The organism is Mesorhizobium sp. RSR565B, from assembly GCF_054719465.1.
The window spans coordinates 1,736,657-1,760,417 of sequence record NZ_JBTTIE010000001.1 but is presented as its reverse complement, the minus strand read 5'-3'; the positions used below and the strand labels follow the sequence as shown (position 1 = coordinate 1,760,417).

The window sequence follows — 23,761 nt, the reverse complement described above, 5'->3', positions numbered from 1 at the left end:
GCCGACCTCCCCATCAAGGGGAGGTAAAAGGTCGTGGCTTCATTCACGACCGCCAAAGGGCGACTTTCGGAGAAGCTTCTTTGGCAGTGAGGGTGTTCGCGCCAACGTCCTACCTCCCCTCGATGGGGAGGTCGGCGCGAAGCGCCGGGTGGGGTGACACCCTCTCAGAAGGAACAACTGGAACATCTGGAGTAGTTAGGTGACCTCTAAATCGCCCCTTCGCGTCGTCGTCGCAGGCCTCGGTAACATGGGGCGTAGCCATGCGCTGGCCTACCACACTAATCCGGGCTTCGAGATCGCGGCCCTGATCAACCGCTCCGACGTGCCGTTACCGGACGGGCTGTCGGGCTATGGCATCAGGCGCTCCTTCGACGACGCGTTGCGCGATGAAAAGCCGGATGTCGCCTGCATCGCCACCTATTCCGACAGCCATGCCGACTATGCGGTGAAGGCATTCGAGGCCGGCTGCCACGTCTTCGTCGAGAAGCCGCTCGCAACGACGGTGGCGGACGCCAAGCGCGTCGTCGCCGCGGCCAAGGCCAACGGCCGAAAATTGGTGATCGGCTACATCCTGCGCCACCACCCGTCCTGGGTCAGGCTGATCGCTGAGGCGCGCAAGCTCGGCGGCCCTTACGTGTTTCGCATGAACCTCAACCAGCAATCGTCAGGCCCGACCTGGCAGACGCATAAACAACTGATGCAGACGACCTCGCCAATCGTCGATTGCGGCGTGCACTATCTCGACGTCATGCTGCAGATCACCGACGCCAAGCCGGTCGAGGTGCGCGGCATGGGGCTGCGGCTGACCGAGGAAATCGCGCCGACCATGTACAATTACGGCCATCTGCAGGTGCTGTTCGATGACGGTTCGGTCGGCTGGTACGAAGCTGCCTGGGGACCGATGATTTCGGAAACGGCGTTCTTCGTGAAGGACGTGATGTCGCCCAATGGCTGCGTGTCGATCGTCATGAAGGAAGGTGTGAAGTCGGACGACATCGACACCCACACCAAGACCTCGACCATCCGCCTGCACAGTGCGGCGACCGGCGCGGACGGCAAGTTCGCCAGGCCGGACGAGATGCTGTCCATGGAAGGCGAACCCGGCCACCAGGACCTCTGTGACCTCGAACAGGCCTTCGTGCTGAAGGCGATCCGGGAAGACATCGACCTGACCCGCCACATGGACGACGCGGTGAAATCGCTCGCCGTCTGCCTTGCCGCCGATCAGAGCGTGCGCAGCGGCGCCCCAGTTAAGCTCTAGTAGGGCAAACTCTAGAACAAGGACGAAGCCGTGGGCTCGCTGGTAATCGAGAATGTGAAGAAGGCCTTCGGGCCGGTCGAGGTGCTGAAAGGCATCAACCTCGAAGTGACCGACGGCGAATTCGTCGTCTTCGTCGGCCCATCTGGCTGCGGCAAGTCAACCTTGCTCAGGGTCATCGCCGGGCTGGAGGATTCGACCTCCGGCAGGGTGATGATCGACGGCGCCGATGTCTCCGCCACGCCGCCGGCAAAACGCGGCATCGCCATGGTGTTCCAGACCTATGCCTTGTACCCGCATCTGACGGTGAAGAACAATATGGGCCTCGGCCTCAAGCAGGCCGGCACGCCCGCCCCGGAGATCGAGCGGCGCATCGGCGTCGCCTCGTCGATGCTGTCGCTCGAACCCTATCTCGAGCGGCGGCCGGCGGAGCTGTCGGGCGGCCAGCGCCAGCGCGTCGCCATCGGCCGCGCCGTGGTGCGCGAGCCAAAACTGTTCCTCTTCGACGAGCCGCTGTCGAACCTGGACGCAGCGCTTCGCGTCAACACGCGGCTGGAGATCGCGCAGCTGCATCGCCGGCTGAAGGCGACGATGATCTACGTCACCCACGACCAGGTCGAGGCGATGACGCTGGCCGACAAGATCGTTGTGCTCAATGCGGGAAAGATCGAACAGATCGGCGGCCCGATGGAGCTCTACAATTCGCCGGCAAACGAGTTCGTCGCCGGCTTTATCGGCTCGCCGAAGATGAATTTCATCGACGGCGCCAGATTGGGCGAGACGGCCAAGACGATCGGCGTGCGGCCGGAGCATCTGACCGTGGATCCAAGGTCCGGCGCGTGGAAGGGAACGGTGGTGCATGCCGAACATCTCGGCGCCGACACCAACCTCTATCTCGACTGCGAAAAGGCCGGGCTGATCACGGTCCGCATTTTCGGTGTCTACGACGCCGAGCCAGGTGCGACGCTGTATGCAACGCCGGAGCCGGGTAAGACATACCGGTTTGGGGCGGACGGGAAGACGATCAAGTAATCCTTCGCCGACAGCAACCACGGCGATCATACCGTACCGAGCAGCACCGCGCCGTGGATCGCCGCCTGCCAGCCCAGGGCCGCCCAGCGTATGTCCAGAGGCTCTACAACAAGCGAATGCGGCAGGCTCTCCGCGATGCGCTGCTTGAGCGCCTTGCGGGGATAGGCCTTCATGTCGACGATACCGCCGCCGATCAGGATCGTCTGCGGGGAAAACAGGGCTGCTGCCGTTGCGATGGTCACCGCCTGCTGCCAGACGATCTCATCGAGCCATTCGCGCAGCGATGGCGGCTGCCCGGCCGCCGAAAACAGATCGGCCACCGGGATATCGTAGTCTGTCGCGAGTTCGACGAGCGTTGCCCCTGAGGCATAGGTCTCGACCCGGTTTGGCGGACCGCTTTCGTCGGGCCGGTAGATCGGCATGTGGCCGATCTCGAGCGCCCAGCCGCCACCCCTGAAAATGCCGTCCTTGCCGAGATAGGCCGCACCGATGCCGGTGCCGAGATAGACCGCCAGCACCTCCTTTTGCCGCTTCACTGCGCCGGCGACGCTTTCACCCAGCAATTGCAGCACGACGTCGCGTTCGAGCCGCACGGGAACGCGGAGCCGCGATGCCAGTTCCGTACCCAGCCGGATGCCGTTCAGCTCGGGAATGTTGGCCGTGTGCAGCACCGTGTCGAAGTCGCGGTCGATGAACCCAGGCACCGTCGCAACGACCCGTGCAGGTTTGAGCCCGGCATCGCGGCAGGCTGCGGTGACCGCATCGGCCAACCCCGCCACAGGCGCGCCCTGGCGCAGTTGCGCGGTCGGGTAGGTGCGGGCAAAATCCACCGGGATGCCGTAGTCGGCAAAGCCAACCTTGACCGACGTGCCGCCGATCTCGACCACGGCGATCGTGTCGTCCATCGTTTGATGCGTCACGCCAGCGCTTCCAGGAACTCCGAAAGACAGGCGCGGAATTCCCGCCGGTAGGCGGCGCGATCCTGCGATTTGGCTGTGATGGTGCAAAGCCGGGCCGACGGGATGAGCCCGGCCAGCGTCTGTGCGTCGTCCAGTCGATGGACGAGGTCATGGTCATGGCCGATGACAAGGGTCGGCACCGCGATAGCGCGGATGTCCGCCTCGCTCACGCCCGGACCATCGCCCGCGATCGCCACCAGCAACCTACCGAACAGAACCGGGTCCGGGCAATTGAAGAAGCCTTGCAGGCTGGCGAGATTGTCCGGCGCCAGCCTCGCTAGCTCTGCGGCAACTGCGCTGTCATCGAACAGACGCCTGGCGTCAGGCGAATGGCGCATCAGGAGATCGCCGACCACGGCATAGGGCCTCATATTGGCGGGTGCAGGCTCTGACACCCAGGCTGGTCGGGCGAGCACCAGCGCCCGCACACGAGCCGGCTTGTGCACCGCCAGGCGCAGCGCCAGTGCGGCACCCATCGAGATGCCGCCGACGACGGCCGAGCCGATGCCGAGAGCGTCGGCCAGCGCTTCGACGTCTTCGGCAAACGTCGCAACCGAAAGCCGCTCGACCGGCCCGTAGCTGGATCCGCCCTGGCCCCGGCATTCGAGCGTCACCCGCCGGGTCACCGGCAGATCGGGAAACACGTCGGCGACCTGCGCGTCGTCGCCGCCTAGGCCGTGCTGAAAGATGACGGGAAGCCCGGCGCCGACGTCCCGGTAGGCAAGATCGACGCCATCGCGGCTGAAGGTCTCTTTCACGCGCGCTCGCTCTCTTCCAGTACGGTGCGCAGAAAGGCGCCGACACCTGGCGCCTCGGCCTCTGTCAGGCCATGTGTGATCAAGGGGCCGTCGAACCCGGCAGCCTTCAGGCGGCCGATGAAATGCGGGAAGTCGACCACGCCCTGTCCGGCCGCGGCAAAGCTGCCATCGGCATGGCGGTCCTTGGCATGGGCCATGCCGATCTCGGCGGCCAGCAGATCGATGGCTTCGTCGATGAGGCGATGACGCTCCGCGCTGTCTGCCACTTCGAACAGATTGGCCGGATCGAGCACGATGCGCAGGCGCTTGCTGTTCATTTCGTCGAGCAGGCGGCGTGCGGCCCGGGCGCTGGAGAGGACATTGGCCAGTTCCGGTTCGATGCCAAGCTCGATGTCGAAGCGCTCGGCAATCGCGATCGCCGCTTCCATCTCCATCCGCAGATCGCTCCATGCCGCCTCACTTGCATTGTCGGGATGCCAGCGCCACTGATCCTGCGCATCCCTTGTGCCGGTGCACAGCGTAATCAGACGGGTGCCCATATCGGCGCATGACTCGGCCAGTACCTCAAGCCGGGCGAGTCCCTGGATGCGAACCGAGCGATCCGGGTGGATCATGTTGTAGGTTCCCGAAACTGCTGCGATCGAAACGCCGGCCTCGCCGCTCGCCTCAGCGACGGACCGGGCCGCATCCGGCTCGATGCTGTCCGGCATCGACGGCAGTCCTAGGCACGCCATGTTGAACTGCGCCGCCGCGTAGCCGGCGTCCGCGACCGCGCGCAGAACCGGCAAGGCGCCGGTGGCAGCGAAGGTCTTGGCGAAAATCCCAAGCTGCATCACACGACCCCGTCGACATCGGCCAGACGGACGGCGCGTCCGCCGGCAGCGGCCGAGCGGGCTATGGCCGCCATGCCCCTGACCGAGGCGATGCCGTCCTCGATGCCGGCGCCAACCATGGGCGCGCCATTCAGCACGACATCGGCAAAGCCTTCGAGTTGCCGGCGATAGAAGTGGCCATCCGCGCCAAGCGTGCGGTGCCAACTGCCATCGGCCTCGCGGAAAATGTCGACCTCGCTGCTCTTGTAGTACCACGGGTTATAGGTCTTCGCGAGAACGCTGCCGTTCTGGCCGTAGATCTGAAACCCTTCGTGCCAGTCCATGCGCACGGCAACCGTCAGGTCGAGATGGCCGACCGACCCGTCGGCGAAGATGGTGGTGACGAACCAGCAATAGGCGCCGTAGCGCTCGGTGAGCCGGGCCTCGACCGCCTCGATTGGGCCGTGCAGATGGCGCGCCGTATCGATGAGATGGCTGCCATGCGCCAGCATATAATACTGGCGCAGATCCGCCTTGGGATTGACGGAGGGCTTGCGTGCCTTGGCGCTGGTGATGATGAGCGGCTGCACCGCATCGGTCATCGGGTAGCGGTGGGTGCTGTCGCAATACCAGCCCTTGAATGCCAGACGCTCGCCCATCTCGTTATCTACGAAGGCCTTTGCCGCCTGGATGCCTGGATCGAAGCGCTTCATATGGCCGACCTGAAGCACCTTGCCGCTCTTGTCGAGTGCGGCCCGCAAGCCTTCGACTTCCTCGACCGAAACGCCCAGCGGCTTCTCGCACAGCACGTGCTTGCCGGCATCCAGCGCCAGTTCGGCGGCCTTGACGTGGAACGTGTCCGAGGTCGCGATGATGACGGCATCGAGGTCGGGATCGGCCAGCATCTGGCCGTAGTCGGCATAGGATTTTTCGGGCGCGTAGGTCGCGGCCATCCTGTCGCGCAGATCGTCGGCGACATCGCAGATGGCATAGAGGTCGGCGTTGCGCGCCTTGGTGCAGGATTCGAAATGCGCGGCCTGCGCAATCGGGCCGCAGCCGAGCACGCCGACACGCAGCCGCTTTTCGTCTTTGCGAGGCATGGAATCTCTCCTGATTAGCGCGCGGCGAGGCCGCGAAGTTGAAATTGCGGATCGCCCGACAAAGCTGCCTGATGCAGCAGACAGGCAGCGCCCAATGCCGGACCGTCGGCGCCGACGCGCGACAGTTCGACCGTGGGAACGGGATAACCTTCAGCCAGGAAGTCCGAGAGGAAAGCTTCCACCTGTTCGGCGACAAAGGGATAGATGGCATTGACCGAGCCGGAGAGAATGATGCGCTCCGGCTGCAAGGTGCAGGCAAGCGTCGCCAGGCCGCGACCGAACCACAGCGCCCAGTCGCGCGCGGTGGCGACGGCTGCCGGATCGCCGCCGGCCAGCGCTGCGACAAACTCATCCACGCCGGCGCGCCGCCCGCTTATGTGCAAATAGCGCGCCAGCAAAGCATCCTTGCCGACATATGATTCCAGCCGGCCCGGGCGCTTGGCGTCGAAGACAAAACCTTCGTCGCCAATGCGCAAATGACCGATCTCGCCGGCGCCGCCGAGCCGGCCGCGATGCAGCCTGCCGGCATTGATGATGCCGCCGCCGACGCCGTTCTCGATCAGGATGATCAGCGCATCCTCATCGTCCTTTCCCGGCTGCGCCCAGTATGTCTCGGCCACAGCGACGGCATTGGCATCGTTTTCCAGCAGGATCGGAAAATCGTCGCCAAAGGCGTTGCCCAAAAGCTCAGCCAGATTGACCCCGTGCCAGCCAAGGATGGTGGCATGGTATGAGACGCCATCAGCGGCGGGGAAGCCGGGCACGGCGACATTGAGCCCGTAGGGGCGCGTGCTCTCAGGCAATTGCGATCGGACATCGCCAACGAGTTCCTCGATGATGGCGACTGCAGCGGCAGGCGTACTACCCGGGCCGGCAAAGGCCTTCGATGCTGCGGCACGCTGCGTGCCAGCAAGGTCGACAGCCACGGCAGCGATCCAGTTGACGCCGATATAGGCGCCAAGGAAGAAGCCGCCATTGCCTTCGATCTCGACAAGGATTCCGGGGCGGCCGACCCGGCCCTCGCCGTCCTGCTCGTCATCCCCTTCATCCGAGCGCTCGCGCGCCAGACCGGCTTCGATCAGTCCCAGCACCAGGGCGCCGGTGGTCGACCGGGTCAGGCCGAGATCGCGTGCGAGCGCCGCCCGGCTCAACGCGCCGGCACGAAACAGCGCCGCAAGGGCCCGCGTTTCATTCGGCCGAAGATCGGTCGACACCAGCACGTCTTCCTCCGCGATTTGTTTGATTGCCATACTAATAGATTTTTTATGCGATTTGAAAGGGTCAAACGGGGCGCATTGTAACAAAATGTTCGGCGTTCTGAATCTGTTGACCCAAGTTTCAAACGATAATTTGTATCAAAAACTTACAAATTGACATGGGAGGATGCGATGCCGGTTCTAGCGCCATTGTCACCCACCAGGCCAAAAGCCTCGCCCTCATGACGTCGAGCGAGACATTGTCCAGCGCGCGGACGGCACCGAAATCCTTCACAATATGGGGACATCTCTTCGAATGCAGGCTTGTCGGTCAGCCTGGCCCGCTTTGCGATCAGAGATCGTCGCCGTCTCTCCAGCAGGCGATCAGATGACCGTCGCCGGCCTGCCTGACGGGTGGTTGCGCCTTTCGGCAATCGGGCAGCGCGACAGGACAGCGGGCGGCAAAGGAGCATCCGGAGGTTTCGGCATCGTGTGCCGCGACGTCGAGCTGAGCCGGAGCCCTCGGCGCCGTCTCATCCGAGGAGGCGGCCAGAAGCAGCTTCGTGTAGGGGTGGTTGGGGCCACGGAAAATCTGCTCGGATGACCCCGCCTCGACCAGCCGGCCGCGATAGAGCACGCCGATCCTGTCGGCCATATAGCGCACCACCCTGAGGTCGTGGCTGATGAACAGATAGGTGGTGTCCTTGTCGCGCTGCAGGTCGTTGAGCAAATTGAGCACGGTCGCCTGCACGGAAACGTCGAGCGCAGAGGTCGGCTCGTCCAACACCACGAGCTTCGGCACGCCGGCAAAGGCGCGCGCAATCGCCGCCCGTTGGCGCTGGCCACCAGACAGCGATCTCGGCTTCTGGTCGACGGTCGTAGCGGCAAGACGAACCGAGGCCAGGAGATCGCCGACACGCTGCTTCACCTCGCTGCGGCTAAAGCCGGCGAGCCGCCGCAGCGGACGGCCGAGGATCCTGCCGATCCGCTGGCGCGGATTGAGCGTGCGGTCGGGTGACTGGAACACCATCTGCACGTCGCGCCGTTCGCTCAGGCTTCTTTTCTCGACGCGCGGCGCGACAGTGCTGCCGAACAGCTCGACCGACCCAGCGTCCGGCGTCTGGAGGCCAGTCACGATCCTTGCCAATGTCGACTTGCCGGAGCCGGATTCGCCGATCAGCCCGAACGTCTCGCCCTGGGCTATCTCCAGGTCGATATCGTGCAGGACGGCCTGGGAGCCGAAGGCGTGGCTGATGCCTTTGCAGGCGACGGCGATCGGACGCGCGGCTTCCGGTTGATCGCTGCGGACAGGCTTCGACGGGCCGGTTGTGTGCATCTCGGCCAGCCTGCCGTCGCGCTTGGTGAAGTTGAGCGCCGGGATCGAGGCGATCAGCGCCTTGGTGTACGCGTGAACAGGGTTCTCGAAGACATCGTTGGCGATGCCGCTTTCGACGACAGTCCCCGACTGCATCACGGCCACCCGATCGCAGGCCCGGCGGACCATGTTGATGTCATGGCTGATCAGCAGAACGCTGGTTTTGTGATCGCGGCGCAAGTCCTGCAGGATGGCGACGATCTCGGACTGGACGCTGGCGTCAAGCGCCGTCGTCGGCTCGTCCAGCACCAGCAGCGACGGGTCGAGCGCAATGGCAATCGCGATGTTGGCGCGCTGCTGCATGCCGCCCGACAATTCGTGCGGATAGAGATCGAGCACCCGTTCCGGATTGCTCACCCTGACACGGCTCAGCAGCTCGGCGGCGCGGGTGCGTGCTTCGTCCTGCCGAACCGGGCGATGCCGCATGATCGTTTCGGTGATCTGCCGGCCGATCGTCATGGCCGGATTGAGTGCCGCACCTGGATGCTGGTAGACGGCCGCGATGCGATCGCCCCTTAGCCGGCGAAGCTGCTCGCCGGAGAGACTGCGGATCTCGCGACCCTGGAATTCGAGCGCCGACGCGGCGATCCGGGCGTTGCGCGGCAGATAGCGCAGAATAGCGAGAGCCACCGAGCTCTTGCCCGATCCGGACTCGCCGACAAGGCCGAGCGCTTCGCCTTCGCCGATGGCGAGCGATACGCCGTTGACGGCCGGACGCGATCCCCGGCGTCCATCATAGGCGACGGTGAGCTGCTCGACGTTCAGAACCGATGACGACATGTCTTGCTGAAACCACTTTCTTTCGGCGCGGCCTTCAAGGGCAATCGCTTCCGCTTTCGCAACGCACAATCTCTATAAAATTACTCGAATTAAGCTGGAGCGCAATCTACCTTTCATCGCTCAGGAGAGATTGTCGCAGCCGGTCGAGGCGTCGCGACGGTCCCTTGGAGCAGTTCTGCAAGGAGACCGGCATGGCACGCGACCACATGATCCTCAGCGCGTTTTTCTTCAACCCGCAGGGCGATCATCGTATGTCATGGCGCCATCCGCGCGCGCCCGGCCGCGAAGTGCTCGACTTCGACTTCTACCGCGATCTCGTCCAGTCTGCCGAGCGCGCCAGGATCGATACGATCTTCGTCGCCGACCATGTCGCGATCTGGGATTCCGTACAGAGCGGCGTCGCCCATTACGCCAATGCCCGCCTGGAACCGCTGACGCTGTTGTCGGCGCTTGCCGGCGTGACCAGGCATATCGGCCTCATCACGACCGCCTCGAGCTCCTACAGCGAGCCCTACAATGTCGCCCGCATGTTTGCCTCGCTCGACCATATCAGCAAGGGCAGGGCGTCTTGGAATGTGGTGACGTCGGCCATGGACGAGGAGGCCCGCAATTTCGGCCGCGACGGCAATATCGAGCACGCCTTTCGCTATGAGCGCGCCACCGAATTCCTCGATATCGTCAAGGCACTGTGGGACAGCTGGGAAGACGAAGCCCTGCTTATCGACAAGGCATCGGGCTATTTCGCCGATCCCGACAAGGTCCATGCGATCAACCACAAGGGCCCGCACTTCAAGGTGCGCGGACCGCTCAATGTCTCGCGCCCGCCGCAGGGCCATCCGCTGATCGTCCAGGCCGGCTCGTCCGAAGACGGCAAGAATTTCGCTACCGCGCATGCCGATGCGCACTTTGCCATCTACAGCACCAAGGAAGACGGCATCAACTATAGGCAGGACATCAACGAGCGCCTCGCCCGTTACGGTCGCAAGCCCGAGAGCTTCAAGATCCTGCCGGGCATCCTGCCGATCGTCGCAGCTTCCGAAGCGGAGGGACGCGAGCGGCAGGAGTATCTGCAGAGCTTGCTTCCCGATAGGGTCGGCATCGACCTTCTCTCGAGCTGGAGCGGCGTCGATCTCTCCGTATATCCGCCGGACGGCCCGCTGCCGCCGCTGCCGGACGAGAGCACCTTCAATGGCGGCCGCACCTCGCTCAATCGCGTCAAGGAATGGTCGAAGCAGAACCTCACTCTGCGCGAGATCGCTCGCAAGCTCGCCAACAGCGGTTCGGTGCCGACCGTCGTCGGCACACCGAACCAGATCGCCGATCAGCTGCAGGACTGGTTCGAGGCAGGTGCCGCCGACGGCTTCAACCTGATGTTCCCGCTGCTCCCGGAGGATTGGGTGAATTTTGCCGAGCAGGTCGTGCCGGAACTGCAGCGCCGCGGCGTATTCCCCACCGAATATGCGCCGGGGACGCTGCGTGACCGTTTCGGCCTGGCTCGGCCGGCCAACCGCTTCGCCGAACAGCGCGACAATGTGCGCGCCGTATCCTGACTTGGGGCAATTGATATGACCGCAGCGCCAAAACTTCAGCCCCGCGAAGCCACGGCTCCGCAGCTCATCAATGTTCTGCACAGCCCCAAGCGCATTCGGGTCAAATTCGCCGGCCGCACCATCGCCGACAGCCGCAACGTCCTGGTGCTGCGCTCCAACCATTTTCTGCCGATCTATTTCTTCCCGGCCTCCTCGGTGGACCGCTCGCTCTTAAAGCCGTCCGAGCATAGCCAGCGCCATCCCGTCGGTGGCGAAACCACCTATTGGAACCTGGAGACGGGAGAAAAAGCTTCGCCCAACGCGGCCTGGTCGCTTGTCGCGCCGCCGGATGAAAATCTGTCGCCGCTGGCCGGGCGTATCGCCTTCACCTGGAAGGCGGTCGACCAATGGTTCGAGGAGGAAGAAGAGGTCTTCGTCCACGCCCGCGATCCATACGCACGCATCGATGTGCTGCAGAGTTCAAGTCACGTCCAAATCTGGTTCGACGGCGAACTGATCGCCGACAGCCATCGCCCGGTGCTGCTGTTCGAAACGCATCTACCGACGCGTTTCTACCTGCACCCGGACGATGTCAGGCTCGACCGGCTGGTCGCTTCGGACAGCACGACGCGCTGTCCCTACAAGGGCATCGCCTCCTACTGGTCGGGCCGGCGCGCCGACGGCTCGGTAAGCCCCGATGTCGCCTGGAGCTACCGCGATCCCATTGCCGAAATGCCCAAGATCAGGGGCCTCATCGCCTTTTACCCGCAAGCCGTCGACCGCATCCATCTCGACGGCGAACCAGTCGCTTAAGCCATTCAACAGTCATTTCAGACAGGGGTTTCAAAATGACCAAACGCAACGACATCGATACGCTTCGCAATCTGTCCGGCGACATCTGGAACGTCGCCGTCGATGAGCACCAGGCCGGCTTCCTCAAGCGCCGCGATCTGCTGAAATACGCAGCCTTGATCGGCCTCACCGGCTTTGCCGCCTCGCAGGGACTTGCTGGTTTCGGCACTGCGCGCGCTGCCGGCGCCGGCGGCACGGTCCGCGTTGGGCTCGGACAGCCGACCAAGGCGATCGATCCCGTCTCCATCACCGATCCGGCCAGCATCGGCGTCATCAGCCAGGTCGGCGAATATCTCATCCTCGACGATCCCAAGGACGGTCTGCAGCCCAAGCTCGCTCTGTCGTGGGAGGCCGACGAGACCGCCAGCCGCTGGACCTTCAAATTGCGGCCGGGCGTGAAATTCCACGACGGCCGCACCGTCACCGCCAAGGATGTGGTGGCGAGCTTCGAGCGGCTGGTCGATCCGGCCAGCGGTTCGTCCGCTTTGTCTGCCTATAAGGGCATCCTGTCCAAGGGCGGCGCCAAGGTCGTCGACGACCAGACAGTCGCCTTTGATCTCGACGGGCCCAACAGCAACTTCCCCTTCTATGTCTCGTCCGACGTCTACAATGCCGTCATCCTGCCGGCCGACTATGCCGGCGATTTCGAGAAGAATTTCAACGGCACCGGCCCGTTCAAGCTCGAATCCTTCCGCCCCAAGCAGGGCGCCAGCTTCGTGCGCAACCCAGACTATTGGGGCGACAAGGCGCTGCCCGACCGCGTCGAGATCAAGTTCTTCGACGACGAGCAGGCGCAGGTGCTGGCGCTGCAGGCCGGCCAGCTCGACGTCATCCCGAGCACGACCCGGCTCGAACTGGCGATCGAGGGCAATCCCAACTTCAAGCTGCTCAGCGTGCAGGCAAGTTCGCATGACGAGGTGCATCTGCGGACCGACCAGGCGCCGTTCACCGACAAGCGCATCCGCCGCGCCTTGGCGCTCACCATCGACCGCGAGGCGGTGGTCAAGGGCTTGCTCAAGGGCCGCGCCATCGTCGGCAACGACACCCCGTTCGCGCCGATCTTCCCCTCGGCCGATCCGTCGGTGCCGCAGCGCAAGCAGGACATCGCCGAGGCCAAGCGCCTGCTTGGCGAGGCCGGCGTGCCGAACGGCTTCCCGGTGACGCTGACCACCGAACGCGCCTATGACATTCCCGATTATGCGGTGCTGATCCAGAACTTCGCCAAGAAGGCCGGCATCGACATCAAGCTCAACGTGCTGCCGCAGGACGCCTATTATGGCTCGGCGAAGTTCGGCTCGTCGCCATGGCTCGATTCCAATCTCGGCATCACCGATTTCGGACATCGCGGCACGCCCGACATCTTCCTCAACGCGACGCTGAAGAGTTCGGGCGCCTGGAACGCCGCGCATTTCAACAACCCGGCCTATGACGGGCTGCTGCTCGAATACGGCAAGGCCCGCGACCTTCAGGCGCAACGCCTTGCCGCGGGCAAGATCCAGACCTTGCTGCTGGACGAGACGCCGCTGATCATCAGCTACTTCTCGCAATACAGCCGCATCGTCTCGTCGAAGGTCGAGGGCGTCCGCTTCACGGCGATCTCGCATCTGCTGCTCGACCGCGTGACGTTCGCCCAGGCATGATTGCGAGACGTCCAGCCACTCCGGGCACTAAAATCCGATGCTGACCGGCCGCACTGTGTCGGCGCGGGCAGCCTCGCTTCTGCTCACGCTGTGGCTGGTCAGCATGCTGGTATTCTTCGCCGGGCAGGTTCTGCCCGGCGATGTCGGTCGCCTCATGCTCGGGCCGTTCGCCGATGCCGAGGCCGTCGCGGCGCTGAACAGGCAGCTCGGCGCCGACCAGCCGGTGCTCGTGCAATACTGGCACTGGTTCAGCAGCGTGCTGTCAGGCGATTTCGGCACCTCCCTGTCGCTGCGTCTGCCGGTGGCGCCCTTCGTTCTGGAAAGCCTCAAGCGCTCGGCGGCCCTTGCCGGAATTATCCTCGTCTTTCTGCTGCCGCTGGGCATCGGCGCCGGCATCGTCGCCGGTCTCAACCAGGGCCGCTTTGTCGACCGCCTGATCGTACTCGCCGGCGTGTCCTTCGGCATCGTCCCGGACTTCGTCTCCGGCCTGCTGTTGCTCATCGTCTTCGGCCTGTGGCTGAACTGGTTCCCGATCACCGGCGCTGCTCCCGATGGCGCCGGGCTGTGGGTCAGTGGCTATTATCTGATCCTGCCGGCGCTGCCGCTGGTGCTGAACCTTGCCGGCTACATCACCCGCATGACGCGGGCCGGCGTGATCGAGGCGCTGGCCGCCGACTATACGCGCACCGCCGTCCTGAAAGGCCTCGAGCATCGCGAAATCCTCATCCGGCACGTGCTGCGCAATGCGCTGACGCCGACCATCGCCGTGCTCGCGACGCAGACCGGTTACATGCTTGGCGGGCTGGTGGTCATCGAAGCGCTGTTCGGCATACAGGGTCTCGGCAATCTGGTGCTCAACGCCGCCAAGTCGCGTGACTTCCCGATGCTCGAAGCCGGCGTGCTGGTCATGGCGACCATCTTCGTGCTGTCGGCCGCGGCAGGCGATCTCGTGAATGCCTTGCTCGATCCGCGGCAGCGCCGCCGTGTCTCGCCATGATGGAACTGATGGAATTGCCGGAGCGCCGTACGCTGGGCTGGCGGGCAGCAAGTCGCATCCGCGAGACTGTTTCGCAGCTGCCGCCCTCGGTCATCGTCGGGTCGTTGCTGCTGTTGTTCTGGGTCGGCTGCGCCGTGTTCGGCAGCCTGTTTGTGCCTTACGACCCCTATGCCGAGGATTTCCTGGTCATGCTGGCACCGCCCGACGCCGCGCACTGGTTCGGCACCGACCAGCTCGGCCGCGACGTGCTGTCGCGCATCGTCGTCGGCTCGCGCGACATCCTGCTGGTCGCGCCGGCGGCAACCCTGCTCGGCGTTGCCGCCGGCAGCGTGCTTGGGCTCGTGCTCGGCTATTTCGACGGGCTGGTCGACGCCATCGGTGCCAGGCTGCTCGACACGCTGATGGCCTTTCCCTTCATCGTTCTCGTCACCATGACGCTTGTCGCGCTCGGGCCGTCCAACCTCACCGTCATCCTGGTGATCGGCATCGCCTATGCCCCGCTGGTGGCACGGACGGTGCGTGCCGCCGTGCGCGAACAGCGCGACCGCGACTATGTCAGCGCCGCCCGCCTCGGCGGCGAGAGCGCTCTTGCCATCATGTTCCTCGAGATCCTGCCCAATGTCAGGGAAACCATCCTCATCGAGCTGGTCACAAGGCTTGGCTACGCCTTCTTTTCGATCGCCACGCTGAGCTTCCTCGGCCTCGGCATCCAGCCTCCCTCAGCCGATTGGGGACTGGCGGTCGCCGACGGCTACGGCTTCCTGACCGGCGGCAAATGGTGGGTGGTGATCTTCAACTCGGCGGCCATCGTTTCGCTTGTCATGGCAACCAATCTGATCGCGCAAGGCATGGGCGCCTTCGAAAACAGCGATCGGTGAAGAGCGCAACGCTCAGCAAAGCTGACGCGCAATCGCGGACCGTGCGCTAAAATCATTCCTCGTGATTCGGCTCTGACAGGGCCTCAAAGCAAGGAACGGCATGAGCAAGGCCCTCATTACATTCGCATTGGTCGCGGTGCTCACCGCATTGCTCATGGCGCTCAGCCTGGCGGTGGCCAGGCACGGCTATCCCTATGGCGCGATCGGCGTGCGGCGGCTGGACGGTATTGCCGATGCCGGCTCGTTCCTGCCGCTCGCCGCCGTCTACTTCTTCGGCGCTATGCTGATGATGATCCTGCCGATCCGGGCCGCCGGCATCGTCTTGACCCATGCGGCGGATGCGCTGTTCTGGGCGGTGATTGCCCTGTTCGCCACAATTGTCGGCTGTCTCGTCGCGCGCTGGGCTTTTGGCCAGAGCAGCGTGCTGTGGGCGCTGCTGAACTGGCGCTTCCTGTTCGCCGCGGCCATCGTCGGCTGCCATTTCACCATGAACGAGCTGCGTCGCAACATCCTGCTCAGAAGCCTGTTCTTCGTCATCTTCGCCGCGGCGACGCTGGCTTGCCTGTTCTGGACTTTTCCGACCTGACAGGGCCGCTTTATATTGTCCATCTTGAGGTCGCGGCTTTCATAGCCGCGCGCCATCGGCTATCCAGTCCGCAGCTAGATTTCAGCCCTCACAGTGTCGTCATTTGTCTGATAAATGATTCAGGCATACGGCACCCCCAGCGAACCAATACAAGGAAACCGCGACATGAGCCTGTTTCGTAAAAATCTGATCGATGGCGAGTGGGTGGGCGAGACCGGCTCGCGCAACATCAATCCCTCGAACACGGGCGATGTCGTTGGCGAATATGCCTCGGCCGGCGCCGAACAGGCAAAGCAGGCCATAGCGGCGGCCAAAGCCGCCTTCCCGGCCTGGTCGCGCTCCGCGCCGCTGGTGCGCCACGCCGTGCTGAAAAAGGCGTCGGACGAGATCATGGCGCGCAAGGACGAGATCGGCCGCGCGCTGTCGCGCGAAGAGGGTAAGACGCTGGCCGAGGGCATTGGCGAGACCATCCGCGCCGCCCAGATCTTCGACTTCTTCGCCGGCGAGACGCTGCGCCTGTCGGGTGAATTGGTGCCCAGCGTGCGCCCGGGCGTCGGCGTCGAGATCACCCGCGAAGCCGTTGGTGTGGTCGGCATCATCACGCCGTGGAATTTCCCGATCGCCATTCCCACCTGGAAGATCGCGCCGGCGCTCGCCCACGGCAACACCATCGTCTTCAAGCCAGCCGAACTCGTTCCCGAAAGCGCCTGGACCATCGTCGACATCTTGCACCGCGCCGGCCTGCCGAAAGGCGTGCTCAATTTGGTCATGGGCAAGGGCTCGGTGGTCGGCCAGGCCATGCTCGACAGCCCCGACCTCAACGCCATCACCTTCACCGGCTCGGTCGGCACCGGCAAACGCGTGGCCGCGGCAAGCGTCGAGCACATGCGCAAGTTCCAGCTCGAAATGGGCGGCAAGAATCCGATGGTCGTGCTCGACGACGCCGACCTCGCCACGGCGGTCGAATGCGCCATCAACGGCGCCTATTTCTCGACCGGCCAGCGTTGCACGGCCTCTTCTCGCCTGGTGGTGACCGAGGGCATTCACGACCGCTTCGTCGCCGCGCTCAAGGAGCGCCTGGAAAAGCTCGTCATCGGCGATGCGCTCGACACCAAGACCCAGATAGGACCGGTCGTCGATGCGAGCCAGCTCAAGCAGGACGAGGACTACATCGCCATCGGCAGCAAGGAAGGCGCCAACCTCGCTTTCGGCGGCGAGCGGCTCGATCGCGAAACGCCCGGCTTCTACCTCAGGCCGGCACTGTTCACCGAGAGCACCAACGCCATGCGCATTTCGCGCGAAGAAATCTTCGGGCCGGTCGCCAATGTCATCCGTGTCAAGGATTATGACGAGGCGCTGGCGGTTGCCAACGACACGCCCTTCGGCCTGACGTCCGGCATCTGCACCTCGAGCCTCAAGCATGCCACGCATTTCCGGCGCAACTCCGAAGCCGGCATGGTGATGGTCAATCTGCCGACGGCGGGCGTCGACTTCCACGTCCCGTTCGGCGGCCGCAAGGGCTCGAGCTACGGCCCACGCGAGCAGGGCCGCTATGCCGCGGAATTCTACACCACGGTGAAGACAGCCTACACATTTGCCGGCTGATCGACGGGTGACCCGATGACAGCGGCGAAAAAGGAACTGACCTGGCTCAACCCGCCGCCGCATCATGCCTTCGGCGATGGCATCGTGCATGTGCGCACCGGCAGGGAAACCGACTTCTGGCGCGAAACCTTCTACGGTTTCTGGCGTGACAATGGCCATTTCCTGTATCGGCCGGTCGAGGGTGACTTCAGCGCCGAAGTCACCGTCAAGGGCGACTACAAGGTGCTCTACGACCAGGCCGGGCTGATGCTGCGGCTGAGCGAAACGCACTGGATCAAGGCAGGCATCGAATACACCGACGGGCTGGCGCACTTTTCCGTCGTCGTCACCAGCGACACCTCGGACTGGTCGCTGCTTAGCATCCCCACCGGCCCCGACGGCGTCCGCATCCGCCTGACCCGCCACGCGGAGGCGATCCGCATCCAGTATCTGGACTCCACGGATAGCCATTGGAAGCCGGTGCGGCTGGCCTATTTCCCGATCTCGAAATCCGTCGATGTCGGAATGATGTGCTGCTCGCCACAGCGCGAAGGGTTTGAGGTAACATTCTCCGGCTTTACTGTCGGCCCGCCGATTTCCAGGCAATTGCACGACTGACGACGATATCGATGGCGGACTAACCGTCTGCCCGATGCTGGAAGAACTGCAAAAACAGCTCCCGTTCGGTGGTGATGTCGAGCTTCTCGTAGATGCGGCGGCGGTGGTTCTTCACCGTGCCGACGGCGATGCCGAGCCGTTCCGCGATGTTGGCGGTCGGATGTCCCGCCAGGATCAACTGCACCAATTCCCGCTCGCGCAGCGACAGCTCCGGCCACAGGCTCGCCGGGATGGTCGGCTCCTGCCGGGGCGAGGCGCCGGGGCCGGTCGGCGCCGATGTGCGGGAGAACTCGGTGCCGCGCGCCTTGATGTCGAGCGCATGCAAGGCCTCGAACACCGGCAGCCGCTCGTCCAGCAGGGCGATCTCGCTCTCCTTGAAGGTGGAGGTCGAGCGGTCGAGGAAGATGCCGAGGCACCAGTCGCCGCCATCGGCCAGCATGATGCCGACCTCATCGCAGATTTCCGACTGCGCCAGGAAACCGGCTATGTACTGGCCGCGCTTGGCCTCGTCATCGGCGAGCCGTTTCAGCGGCAGGATGCCCAGCCGTCGCTCGCGCCGCCACGAGGCATAGAACGGGTCGAAGACGTAGTAATTGTCGAGATAGCGCCGCACCATCTCATCCGAAAAGCGCCGGTGCTTGACAAACTCCGGTGTCTGCGTCGCCGAATATCGGGTCACGGTGACGAGATCGTGCTCGATATCGGCGCCGATCAGGTCGATCAGGCAGTCGACATGCCTGTCCGTGCCGGTGGCGGCAATCGCCCTGGCCAGCGGCGCCCAGATGTTGCTGCCCATGCGCATGCCCTTTTCTCGGCGATCCCGGTCCGGCGGTCATTGTGTCTTTTGGCATATGGCGCAAGGCCGCCCAAGGAATCTAGCTTGAGCCATCCTACAGCAATCCTGAGGCGACCGTGACCCAACCCAACCTCACCAGCCCCATCGTCGGCAATCCAATCGTCATCGGCATCGACGCCGGCGGCACCATGACCGACACGATCCTTGTCGACCAGGACGGCCACTTCAAGATCGGCAAGTCGGCAACCACGCCGAAGAACGAGGCCGAAGGCTTCCTCGCATCGGCCGAAGACGCGGCCGACGCCTGGGGCATCTCGCTGGAGCAGCTGTTCTCCGGCGTCAACGTCGTGCTCTATTCCGGCACCGGCATGCTCAACACACTGTTGTCGCGCACCGGGCGCCGGCTTGGCCTGATCACCACCAAGGGTCTGGAAGACATGATCCTGATGGGTCGCGGCCTGCAGGCCTGGGCCGACTATTCCTATGCCGACCGGCTGCATGCGGTGACCCACCATCATCCCGATCCGCTGGTGCCGCGCCGTCGCACCCATGGCGTCACCGAGCGCATCGACCAGTTCGGCGACATCGTGCTGCCGCTCTACGAGCATGAAGTCGCGATTGCGGCCAGGAAGCTGATTGCCGACAAGGTCGAGGCGATCTGCATCATGACCATCTTCTCGCACGTCAATCCGGTGCACGAAAAGCGCATCGCCGAGATATGCCGCGAGGAGGTGCTGAAAGCCGGCGCCGACATCCTCATCTACACCAGCCACGAGGTCCGCCCGGTCATCCGCGAACAGTCGCGGCTGAACTCGGTGCTGATCGAAGCCTACGCGACGTCGCGCGGCCGCAAGCAGCTTAGGGGTATCGAGGACGTTTCGAAAAAATACGGCTTCAAATACGGCGTGCAGACGCTGCTGTCCTTTGGCGGCCTGACCTCAATCAACCATCCGCGCCTGCACGAAACCATGATTTCCGGCCCGATCGGCGGTATTCTCGGCGCGGCCTATGTCGGCAAGCTCATCGGCAACGACTCCCTGATCTGCTCGGACATGGGCGGCACCTCCTTCGACATGGGCGTCATTTCGCGCGGCCAGACGCGGATCGAGAACGAGCCGCTGATGGACCGTTTCAAGCTCAACGTGCCGACGCTGCATCTCGACACGATCGGCGCCGGCGCCGGCATGATCCTCAAGGTCGACCCGCTGACCAAGAAAGTCTCGCTCGGGCCGGAAAGCGCCGGTTCCGACCCCGGCCCCATCTGCTTCGCCAAGGGCGGCACTGAACCCACCATCGCCGATTGCGACGCCATACTAGGCCGCCTCAACCCGTATTATTTCCTCGGCGGCAAGGTCGTCTTGCAGGTCGAGAAGGCGCGCAAAGCGTTTGAGGAAAAATGCTCCAGCATCCTTGGCGTCGGTGTCGAGGAGGCTGCCGAAGGCATGATCGACATGCTGGAAGCCGATGCCAACAACGCGCTGCGCCGGGTCATCTCCGGCCAGGGCATCCATCCCTCGGAATTCACGCTGCTGTCCTATGGCGGCTCGGGTCCGCTGCATCTGGCCGGCTGCTGCAGGGGCATCGGCTTCAAGGACATCATCACCTTCCAGTTTGCCGCCGCCTTCTCGGCCTTCGGCTGCACCACCGCCGATTTCATGCGTCGGCATTCGGTCTCGACGCAGCACGACATCGGCGCCCGCGCAAGCGATGACGAGCTGCTCGCTTTCGGCAAGAAGGTCACCGACGTCTGGAATGATCTCACCAAGGCGGCGGTCGAGGAGATGATCAGCGACGGCCATATCAGAGACAAGATCAAGACCGTGCCGTTCCTGATGATGCGCTACACCGGCCAGCTCGAGGATGTCGAGGTCATGGCACCGCTTGCCGAGGTCAATTCGGCTGACGACATGCGTAGGGTCATCGACGAGTTCGAGGCGGTCTACGCCAAGGTCAACCATCGCGTTTCGCGCTATGGCGAAGCCGGCTTCACCATCACCGAGCTCGGATTGATCGCCACCGCCGACAAGGTCAAGCCGGTGCTCTTGAAGCGCCCGCTCGGCAAGTCGGCCCCGGCAGCAGCGCACAAGGGCGTGCGCGAGGCCTATATCGGGGGACGCTGGCACAAGGCCAATCTCTACGAGATGGACCTACTGCAGCCCGGCCATGAGGTGATCGGTCCGGCCATCATCGAACATCCCGCCACCACGCTCGTTGTTCATCCGCAGGACCGTGTCCACGTCGATGAGTGGACGCTGCTGCATTACACCCATTCTTGAAAGGGCACCGCCATGTTGGACGGACCTGCCTCGGCCCTGCGCCTTCGCGAACGGCTGCTCGATTCAGAACGGCTGATGGAAGAGACCGGCTGCTATGACGGCATCACCGAGCTCACGCTACGCAACCAGGACCCGCTGAAATTCGAGACGCTGCACACCAAGCTGCGCGCCTATTGCGTCTCGGCCCGCGAAATGGCCCGCCGCATCTCGGCCTCGCCCGGCGTGCGCGAAGTCGGCGAAATGGTGGTGGCGATCTATACGCCCGAGGGCGATGCGATCGCGCTGTCCAACGGCATCATGGTCCACGTCCACACGATGAGCCGCTTCATCAAATGGATGATCAAGAACAATTACGAGGAAAACCCGAAGATCCGCGAAGGCGACATCTTTGCCAACAACGATGCCTTCATCGGCACCGTGCAGGTGCCCGACGTCATGGACGTGGTGCCGATCTTCCATGAAGGCACGCTGGTCGGCTGGGCCGGTGCGGTCTGCCACGAGCTCGAAGCCGGCGGCATCACGCCCGGCGGCGACGTCTGCCTGGCGCAGGAGCGCTTCACCGAAGGCCTGTTCGTCTGCGCCGAAAAGATCGGCGAGAGTGACGAGATCCGCCGCGACTACGTCATCCGCTGCGAGCGCAATCTACGCATGCCGATCTACTGGGTGCTCGACGAGAAGGCCAAGGTCGCCTCCTGCATCGACATGCGCGAAAGCGTCAAGCAGCTGATCTCCGAGATCGGCCTCGACTACTGGATGAAGGTGTCGAAGGAGTTCATCGAGGAGGGCCGTCGCGCCCAGCTCGCCCGCACCCGCCAGCTCACCGTGCCCGGCATCTATCGCGGCCACACCTTCTACGGCCATGTCACGGCGGGCAAGCCCGGCTTCCAGCTGCTTGGCGATCCCGACTGGCTCTACAACATCCCGATCGAGATGGAGATCACCACCGACGGCAAGATCACCATGGACTTCGAGGGCACGCAGCCCTGGGGCTACCATTCGATGAACTGCACGCCGGCCGGCATGGATGGCGGCATGTTCGTCACCTTGACCCAGCACATGAATTTCGAGGGCCTGGTCAATGACGGCGCCTGGATGGCGACCGAGCTGAAGCTGCCGCACGGCACCTGGACCAACCCCGACAATGAGATGGTGGCGACCGCCACATCCTGGGCGCTGCTGCTGCCGGCCTATGGCGTGTTCCAGCGCCTTTTGTCGCGCGGCTTCGTCGCGCGCGGCTTCGTCGAGGAAGCCTTCGTTGGCCAGGTCAACAGCCCGATGATCGAGATGGGCGGCGAAAGCCAGTACGGTACGCCGTTCGGCATGGCGCATTTCGAATGCGCCGCCGCCGGCTCCGGCGCGCTCGCCATCGCCGATGGCCTCGACACCGCCTATGTCGGCTGGAATCCGGAATCCGACATGGGCAACATCGAGGTCTGGGAACAATCGATGCCGTTGGTCTATATCGGCCGCTCGATCGTCCCCAATTCAGGGGGCGCCGGCAAATATCGCGGCGGCTGTTCCTTCGTCTCGACCTGGCTGATCAACAAGACCTCGCACCTGCGACTGCACACCTCGGAACACTCCTCGCGGGTATTCGACAATGGCGGCATGTGTGGCGGCTATCCCGCGCCGACCTGCCAGAAGCATCGCGCGGTACGCAATTCCAACATCCATGAACTGGCGGCAAAAGGCGAACCGCTCGCGCATGCCCCAGGTATCGATCCGCATGTCTCCGACTACGAGAAGAACATCGGCGGCGACCATGCCGTGGTCGAAGGCCCCTACATCACCTCGCCGCACAAGTCGGGGGACATCTTCAGCCATTCCTACAATGGTGGCGGCGGTTACGGCGACGTGCTGGAGCGCGATCCGGTCAAGACCGCCTGGGATGTCGAGAACGGTTTTCTCACCCGCCAGGCGGCGGTCCAGATTTTCGGCATCGTGCTGAAGGACGACGCCGAGGGTTATCCGGTTGCCGATATCGACGCCACCGTCGAACGTCGTGCCGCCATGCGCAAGGAGCGTCTGGCCAAGGCGATCCCGGTTTCGGACTGGATCGCTGCCGAACGCGGCCGTGTCGAGAAGGCCGACTTCGCGCCCGAGGTGAAGAAAATGTATGCCAGCGCGATCAAGCTATCGTCGCGCTTCACCAGGGATTTCAGCGATTTCTGGACCGTCGACGCCAGATCGATCTTCATGCCGGGAGCAAAGCCATGACCTCATACAGCAAGGAAGTCCTCGGCGATCTCTCAGCCGGCAAGCTGCCCTGGCCGCAGACAAAGCGCATCATGAGCGCCTACAAGGACGACGACCGCTTCTTCAAGATGCTCGCCGTCTATCAGGACCGTGTCGCATGGAAGGACCCGATCCTTCTGCCGGTCTCGGATCACCTGTTCATCTGCCAGAGCGGCGACGAGCGCATCACCCGTTGCGAATGCGGCCACTCCTTCGGCGACTATCGCAAGAACTGGAAGCTCAAGGCCGCGATCAACGTGCGCAACACCGAGGAGGCGCTGCGCGAGATCTATCCCAATAGCGATATCCCCGATCCGCAATGGATGGAAATCCGCGAATTCATCTGCCCGCAATGCGGCACCATGCATGAGGTCGAGGCGGCGGCTCCCGGCTACCCCATCGTGCACGACTTCGAACCCGATCTCGAAGGCTTCTATCGCGAGTGGCTGGGCAAACTGCTTTAGCGACGTGGTGACCAGCGCTGCAGGCAAGGTAGCGCT

At 63.8% G+C, this 23,761-nt stretch carries 20 protein-coding genes; 13 read left to right on the top strand and 7 right to left on the bottom strand.

The annotated features are described in order from the left end of the window. The first annotated feature begins 199 nt into the window (after window positions 1–199). Together ACYG9R_RS08395 and ACYG9R_RS08390 are read left to right on the top strand one after the other, a co-directional pair. On the top strand, window positions 200–1,261 hold the full coding sequence (locus tag ACYG9R_RS08395) for a Gfo/Idh/MocA family protein (RefSeq protein WP_023823846.1): 1,062 nt from the start codon (window positions 200–202) through the stop codon (window positions 1,259–1,261). Between the two features lie 30 nt (window positions 1,262–1,291). Continuing rightward, on the top strand, window positions 1,292–2,290 hold the full coding sequence (locus ACYG9R_RS08390; protein ID WP_023823845.1) for an ABC transporter ATP-binding protein: 999 nt from the start codon (window positions 1,292–1,294) through the stop codon (window positions 2,288–2,290). Between the two features lie 26 nt (window positions 2,291–2,316). On the opposite strand, the gene ACYG9R_RS08385 is transcribed toward ACYG9R_RS08390, so the two are convergent. From ACYG9R_RS08385 to ACYG9R_RS08360, 6 genes are all read right to left on the bottom strand, one after another. Further along, a complete protein-coding gene (locus ACYG9R_RS08385) occupies window positions 2,317–3,210 on the bottom strand; it encodes an ROK family protein (protein WP_023823844.1) in 894 nt (297 codons plus the stop codon). Then, on the bottom strand, window positions 3,207–4,007 hold the full coding sequence (locus ACYG9R_RS08380) for an alpha/beta fold hydrolase (protein WP_023823843.1): 801 nt from the start codon (window positions 4,005–4,007) through the stop codon (window positions 3,207–3,209). The genes ACYG9R_RS08385 and ACYG9R_RS08380 overlap by 4 nt, the downstream gene beginning before the upstream one ends. After that, a complete protein-coding gene (locus tag ACYG9R_RS08375) occupies window positions 4,004–4,840 on the bottom strand; it encodes a sugar phosphate isomerase/epimerase family protein (protein WP_023823842.1) in 837 nt (278 codons plus the stop codon). The genes ACYG9R_RS08380 and ACYG9R_RS08375 overlap by 4 nt, the downstream gene beginning before the upstream one ends. Then, complete coding sequence (locus ACYG9R_RS08370; protein ID WP_023823841.1) at window positions 4,840–5,919, bottom strand: Gfo/Idh/MocA family protein; 1,080 nt, start codon at window positions 5,917–5,919, stop codon at window positions 4,840–4,842. The genes ACYG9R_RS08375 and ACYG9R_RS08370 overlap by 1 nt, the downstream gene beginning before the upstream one ends. A gap of 14 nt (window positions 5,920–5,933) precedes the next feature. Next, window positions 5,934–7,169 (bottom strand): ROK family transcriptional regulator, encoded by a 1,236-nt coding sequence (locus ACYG9R_RS08365; protein WP_050590517.1) that lies wholly within the window; start codon window positions 7,167–7,169, stop codon window positions 5,934–5,936. A gap of 298 nt (window positions 7,170–7,467) precedes the next feature. Continuing rightward, entirely contained in the window at window positions 7,468–9,270 is a 1,803-nt protein-coding gene (locus ACYG9R_RS08360; protein WP_023823839.1) for a dipeptide ABC transporter ATP-binding protein, read from the bottom strand. A 191-nt stretch (window positions 9,271–9,461) separates the two neighbouring features. Between ACYG9R_RS08360 and ACYG9R_RS08355 the strand changes: the two genes are divergently transcribed. The 8 genes from ACYG9R_RS08355 (at window position 9,462) to ACYG9R_RS08320 (ending at window position 17,954) form a co-directional block, all read left to right on the top strand. Continuing rightward, window positions 9,462–10,820: an LLM class flavin-dependent oxidoreductase gene (locus ACYG9R_RS08355; RefSeq protein ID WP_023823838.1), complete on the top strand. Its 1,359-nt coding sequence runs from the start codon at window positions 9,462–9,464 to the stop codon at window positions 10,818–10,820. 15 nt (window positions 10,821–10,835) lie between these two features. Further along, window positions 10,836–11,612 carry a DUF427 domain-containing protein gene (locus ACYG9R_RS08350; RefSeq protein ID WP_023738075.1) on the top strand — a complete coding sequence of 259 codons (777 nt, stop codon included), beginning with the start codon at window positions 10,836–10,838 and terminating at the stop codon, window positions 11,610–11,612. Window positions 11,613–11,647: 35 nt separating this feature from the next. Beyond that, window positions 11,648–13,291 carry an ABC transporter substrate-binding protein gene (locus tag ACYG9R_RS08345; protein WP_023738076.1) on the top strand — a complete coding sequence of 548 codons (1,644 nt, stop codon included), beginning with the start codon at window positions 11,648–11,650 and terminating at the stop codon, window positions 13,289–13,291. Window positions 13,292–13,328: 37 nt separating this feature from the next. After that, the gene (locus tag ACYG9R_RS08340) at window positions 13,329–14,288 is read left to right on the top strand and encodes an ABC transporter permease (protein ID WP_031199323.1); all 960 of its coding nucleotides are present in this window, start codon (window positions 13,329–13,331) and stop codon (window positions 14,286–14,288) included. After that, window positions 14,285–15,166 carry an ABC transporter permease gene (locus tag ACYG9R_RS08335; protein ID WP_023738078.1) on the top strand — a complete coding sequence of 294 codons (882 nt, stop codon included), beginning with the start codon at window positions 14,285–14,287 and terminating at the stop codon, window positions 15,164–15,166. Before ACYG9R_RS08340 ends, ACYG9R_RS08335 begins: the two co-directional genes overlap by 4 nt. A gap of 100 nt (window positions 15,167–15,266) precedes the next feature. After that, window positions 15,267–15,752, top strand: coding sequence for a hypothetical protein (locus ACYG9R_RS08330; protein ID WP_023823836.1), 486 nt, complete (start codon window positions 15,267–15,269; stop codon window positions 15,750–15,752). A 165-nt stretch (window positions 15,753–15,917) separates the two neighbouring features. Continuing rightward, window positions 15,918–17,357, top strand: coding sequence for an aldehyde dehydrogenase family protein (locus tag ACYG9R_RS08325; protein ID WP_023823835.1), 1,440 nt, complete (start codon window positions 15,918–15,920; stop codon window positions 17,355–17,357). A gap of 15 nt (window positions 17,358–17,372) precedes the next feature. Continuing rightward, a complete protein-coding gene (locus ACYG9R_RS08320; RefSeq protein ID WP_023823834.1) occupies window positions 17,373–17,954 on the top strand; it encodes a DUF1349 domain-containing protein in 582 nt (193 codons plus the stop codon). Window positions 17,955–17,973: 19 nt separating this feature from the next. On the opposite strand, the gene ACYG9R_RS08315 is transcribed toward ACYG9R_RS08320, so the two are convergent. After that, on the bottom strand, window positions 17,974–18,756 hold the full coding sequence (locus ACYG9R_RS08315) for a helix-turn-helix transcriptional regulator (protein ID WP_352654620.1): 783 nt from the start codon (window positions 18,754–18,756) through the stop codon (window positions 17,974–17,976). A 110-nt stretch (window positions 18,757–18,866) separates the two neighbouring features. Here ACYG9R_RS08315 and ACYG9R_RS08310 point away from each other — a divergent pair, with 110 nt between their 5' ends. The 3 genes from ACYG9R_RS08310 to ACYG9R_RS08300 are packed head-to-tail and all read left to right on the top strand — an operon-like array spanning window position 18,867 to window position 23,725. Beyond that, window positions 18,867–21,026 carry a hydantoinase/oxoprolinase family protein gene (locus tag ACYG9R_RS08310; protein ID WP_023823832.1) on the top strand — a complete coding sequence of 720 codons (2,160 nt, stop codon included), beginning with the start codon at window positions 18,867–18,869 and terminating at the stop codon, window positions 21,024–21,026. Window positions 21,027–21,038: 12 nt separating this feature from the next. Continuing rightward, window positions 21,039–23,243, top strand: coding sequence for a hydantoinase B/oxoprolinase family protein (locus tag ACYG9R_RS08305; protein WP_023823831.1), 2,205 nt, complete (start codon window positions 21,039–21,041; stop codon window positions 23,241–23,243). Further along, on the top strand, window positions 23,240–23,725 hold the full coding sequence (locus ACYG9R_RS08300; protein ID WP_023703583.1) for an acetone carboxylase subunit gamma: 486 nt from the start codon (window positions 23,240–23,242) through the stop codon (window positions 23,723–23,725). The genes ACYG9R_RS08305 and ACYG9R_RS08300 overlap by 4 nt, the downstream gene beginning before the upstream one ends. Window positions 23,726–23,761 lie beyond the last annotated feature (36 nt).